Genomic DNA, 4,955 nt, shown 5'->3' with positions numbered 1-4,955 from the left:
CTTGATATAGCTACAGTCACTTGACTTTGGATAAATCAAACCCCAAGAATTGATTGGCGGTGCGAAGCAGCGCCAATCAATTCTTGGGGTTTATTTCCTAATCTATTTTGTGCCCGAAGCTACATCTCTCACAATATTCGCCTACATACACAAACTAATCGCCACGGACATTTTTGATTTTGTAGTCGATTTTACTTTGTATTCCCCCATACTATCGGATGCTAAGTATCGGAGGCTAATTATTAGCACATTCCAAACCTACAAGGGATTTCGGACAATGAATGAGCAAACCAGATATAAATTATATGGATATAAAGCCAATCTCAATATATAAGCTCATTTAACATCTTATAAAACTTTTTTGCACCCCAAAAGGTTATCAGAAAGTTATATAAAGTAATATTTTTTCAATAGATAGGGTAAAATCTTTTTGTAGCTTAAGAGTCAGAATTGCTATGTTGCTAATAAATTATAGAAATATTCTGCCAGCTTCTATTGCCTGCATAGGGGGGATGATTCTTACATTTGGTCAACCAGAAATAACTTTCGCAAATGACCAAACTGGGTATACTCCAACGGATCGTCCTCAACCACAACGCACTCAAGGCGGCGGATCTCGATTTCATCCATGCATTGAATATAGTCCATCCTGTAATTAGTAATCAACCGCCATTATGCTTAATTTAAATTCCTAATTTAAGAAGAATAAAGAAACGCGGGGGGCGTACTTTTTATTCTAAGCATTTGGTGATTCGATCTTTGTGAAATTTTTGTATAGATCGTTATTTTATCTGCGATAACCCAAAGATCGCTAGATTTTAACGTAATCGCAATGTATACCTACAGTCACTTGACTTAGGACAACTGTATCAGGGCATAAAAGAGGGTTACCGCGCGGAGCGCGGTAACCCTCTTTTATGCCCTGATACCAATTCACGAAAGTGTGTCCATACTTTTGTGAATTAAAAACTAAACCTCATAAGGGCTTTCAAATTAAGAAATGGCTACGCCATTTCTTAATTTGGTATTAATCGTCCCATCGGGTTGAGGTTTCGAGACCTGATGGAATTGTGCTGAGATAATTACGACAAAGGGCTTGCATACATCTAAGCATTAGTTTGGTACGATTGTGAAACTTTAGTTGCAGAGCCAAGACATAGTGGAGATCGCCTTAGTTGAGGATTCTTTATCAGGACTTACTCCAACAAGTTAGGCTTACTACTCTCATTAAATTCTCTTAGATGATCGCGATTAAAACTCTAAAAGCAAACTGGGAAAATTTACCGCTTAGATTCAAACAGTGGGGTGGATTTTTCCTGTCTAGCGGAAGTGTGTACTTATTAGTATTTGGATTGCGTTGGTTAGGGTGGTTGCAGCCTAGCGAATGGGCAGCTTTCGATCTATTCGTACAGTTGCGTCCTATGGAGCCCGTAGACGAGAGGATCGTTATTGTTGGCGTACAAGAATCGGATATTCGCTACTTAGGGAGTTGGCCAGCCTCCGATCGCACCCTCGCTAAAATTTTACGCAAAATCCGCGCGCAAAAGCCCAAAGTAATTGGCTTAGATCTTTATCGAGATATTCCTGTGGGAGATGGATACCAAGAACTCGAAGAAATATTTAAAACCACTCCCAATCTGATCGGTATTGAAAAAAGCATTAACGATCGCCTTAGTACTGCCATTAGCCCCTCCCCTGTACTTAAGGCTCTAGGTCAAGTATCGGCAAATGATGTAATTGTCGATCCCGATGGTAGATTACGTCGGGCTTTGTTATATCCAATGCCTAAAGGGAATGAAGGTTTACCTAGTTTGGGGCTGGCAGTTTCCCTTGTATACCTCAAAGATAAGGGCATAGAGCCGCAGTCCTCACCATCTGGATATTTACAACTTGGGGAAGCTGTTTTTAAGCCCTTAGAAAATACCGATGGCGGCTATGTCCGTATTGATGCAGGAGGCTATCAAGTTTTGATGAATTACCACGGCTCCTCGCAAAAGTTCCACTCCGTCTCCCTTGAAGATATTTTAGAAAATCGGATCGCTCCCGACCTGATGCGCGATCGCATTGTCTTGATTGGAGCGCAGGCTTCCAGTCTCAATGACGTATTTTACACCCCCTATAGCAGTAATTTTATTACCTCACCCGCTCAAATGTCAGGGGTAGAATTTCAAGCCAATCTCGTTAAGTTAATCTTGGGTGCAGCGAGCGATCGGCGACCTCTATTTCATGTTTGGTCAGATATTGGCGAAGAAATGTGGATTGCGATCTGGTCGATCGCTGGTGCGGCGATCGTTTGGATTTTCTCCACCAAAAGATTAGTCCTGCTAACGGGGACGGTAATTTTCGGCATGGGCTTTCTGATAGGTGGCAGCTATTTACTATTTTTAGGAGGTTGGTGGATACCTCTTGCTCCTGCCCTATATACCTTTATCGGCTCCATGATGGTAATGCAGAGCTATATGTATGTTTCTAGACTGCGCGAGTTAAATTCGGCTCTTTCTGATTCGATCGAACTGCTTGCCCATGATGCCTCCCATGATGCTTTAACGGGTTTACCAAACCGCAATCTATTTATGGATCGCGTAGATCATGCGATCAAATACAGTAAACGCAATTCCAACTATCTATTTGCGATCTTTTTCATTGATTTAGATCGCTTCAAAATGATTAATGACAGTCTTGGGCATAATATGGGCGATCGCTTTTTACAAGCGATCGCCGCACTATTGCAAGACTGCTTGCGATCGATTGATACCGTGGCTCGGCTGGGGGGCGATGAGTTTACAATTCTGGTAGATGATATTCAAGATGTGAGTGAAGCCTTAACCGTTGCTGATCGTATTCTGCATCGGTTTCTCTCTCCCATCACGATCGGGGGCGAAGCGATTTTTCCTAGTGCGAGCATTGGCATTGTGATCAGTACGCCAGATTATGATAATTGTATCGATCTCCTCAGGGATGCAGATATTGCCATGTATCGGGCTAAATCTCTGGGCAAAGGACGATATACGCTCTTTGATCAAGAAATGTACGAACAAACCTTGCGATTAACGCAATTAGAGAGCGAACTGCACTATGCTCTCGAACATCGGGAATTTGAACTTTATTATCAACCCATCGTTTGCCTAGCCACCGATCAACTTGCTGGATTTGAAGCGCTAATTCGTTGGAAGAATCCCAAACGAGGCTTTATTTCGCCTATAGAATTCATTCCTCTAGCTGAAGATACTGGATTAATTGTGGCAGTTGGGGATTGGGTTCTTAGGGAAGCCTGCCAACAATTGACGGACTGGCTCCAGAAGTTCCCCGAAGCTGCCCATTTGAAAATGAGTATTAATTTAGCGAGCCATCAAATTCGTGAACCAGATCTTTTAGATAAGCTCGATATCATCCTTTCCGAAACTGGGGTCAATGGCAGTTCGATCCGTTTAGAAATTACGGAAAGCACTTTAATGGATCAGGGAGAACAGACGATCGCCAAACTGGCGCAATTGCGGGCGAGAAATATCCAATTGAGCATTGATGATTTTGGGCAGGGCTATTCCTCCCTCAGCTATTTGCATCGCTTTCCCATTAATATTCTCAAAATCGATCGAGCCTTTGTCAGTCAGATGAGTGATGGCGGTGAAAATATTGAGATCGTGCGGACAATTACCATGCTAGCCCATACGTTAAATATGAGTGTCGTCGCTGAAGGTGTCGAAACGGAACAACAGATCGAGATTTTAAAAAATTTAGGTTGTGAGTTTGGGCAAGGTTATTTATTTTCGCATCCCTTAACGGCTTCTGCAGCAGAGCAGGCGATCGCAAATAGCATCAAAGAGATCGCCGCCCTATGAGCAATACCCCAAGCTTGGCATCATAATCAGGATGAGACTAACTTGTTTGCCTATAGCCTAACTTTAAGAAAATATTTTCTAGGGTTTCTTGGGTTCGATGAAAGTCGGAGATCGGAATCCCCAATTCAATCAGAGATTTTAGCAAGCCCGCACAGTCTTCTATAGTTCCAGCCAATTGAACCCTGACCACTGACATATCTGGAAGAATCTCCACCTCTTGAATTAATTCCGATCGCTTTAAAGCCGATTGTAAGTCTTCAATATTACCGAGAGTAGAAATGAGAATCTGTTGGCGGTCTTGGTTACTGCGATCGTATAGAGCCTGTAGCCGTGAACTTTCAACCAAAGTACCTAACTCCATAATCCCGATCGAAGTACAGATTTCGGCAAGGTCACTGAGGATATGCGATGAAATGAGAATGGTCATTCCTTGCTGTTGGAGGGACTTGATAATATTGCGAACCTGCACCCTCGCAAGGGGATCGAGTCCTGATACGGGCTCATCTAGCAATAGCAAGGTGGGATTATGAATGATACTCCTAGCGAGACTGAGTCGCTGTTTCATCCCCCGCGACAGGGTAGCGATCGCTTCGTTCTTTTTTTGCTGTAGCTCCACTAGCTCGATCACCTCATGCAATCTCTGCGATCGCTGGGGATCGCGCAAAAAATATAAGCGGGCAAAATAATCGAGATAGTCCCAAACCGTAAGATCATCGTAAAGTGGAAAGTCATCGGGTAAGTAGCCCAATTGCCTCTTTAGTTCGGGATTGTTTTGTCCCCGTAAAAACCTTGCCCCATTAATATAAATTTCACCTGCGGTGGGCTCTTCCGCAGCAGCAAGCATCCGAATTAAGGTGGTTTTTCCCGCACCATTGGGACCGATTAGCCCATAAACTTCGCCTCGGTCAATTTGCAAATCGAGGTGATTGACCGCCACATGGTTATCAAACTGCTTGGTCAATCGATGCGTGCGAACTGTCGGTACTGCTGTCATGAGATTGCCGCGAAAGTTACTGCCATGTTACTCCCCTCATCGAGAATTGTGAAGATATATCGAGTAACTATAGCTATAGCCAAATAAGTTAAGACATAAAACCCAGAAGAGTGTTGCGGCGC

Annotated in this window: 3 protein-coding genes; 2 read left to right on the top strand and 1 reads right to left on the bottom strand. The window is 43.2% G+C overall.

Translation table 11 applies throughout. The features are described 5' to 3' along the window. The first annotated feature begins 552 nt into the window (after positions 1-552). Positions 553-687 (top strand): hypothetical protein, encoded by a 135-nt coding sequence (locus AC805_RS27080; protein WP_269433549.1) that lies wholly within the window; start codon positions 553-555, stop codon positions 685-687. A gap of 554 nt (positions 688-1,241) precedes the next feature. Next, positions 1,242-3,839 (top strand): EAL domain-containing protein, encoded by a 2,598-nt coding sequence (locus AC805_RS04715; protein ID WP_055074342.1) that lies wholly within the window; start codon positions 1,242-1,244, stop codon positions 3,837-3,839. A 37-nt stretch (positions 3,840-3,876) separates the two neighbouring features. On the opposite strand, the gene AC805_RS04710 is transcribed toward AC805_RS04715, so the two are convergent. After that, positions 3,877-4,833, bottom strand: coding sequence for an ABC transporter ATP-binding protein (locus AC805_RS04710; protein WP_055074341.1), 957 nt, complete (start codon positions 4,831-4,833; stop codon positions 3,877-3,879). Positions 4,834-4,955: the final 122 nt, after the last annotated feature.

This window comes from Pseudanabaena sp. 'Roaring Creek', from assembly GCF_001402795.1.
In the GTDB taxonomy this organism is placed as follows: Bacteria; Cyanobacteriota; Cyanobacteriia; order Pseudanabaenales; family Pseudanabaenaceae; genus Pseudanabaena.
Note: the sequence above shows the minus strand (reverse complement) of the source record. Positions and strands in the feature narration are given on the sequence as shown.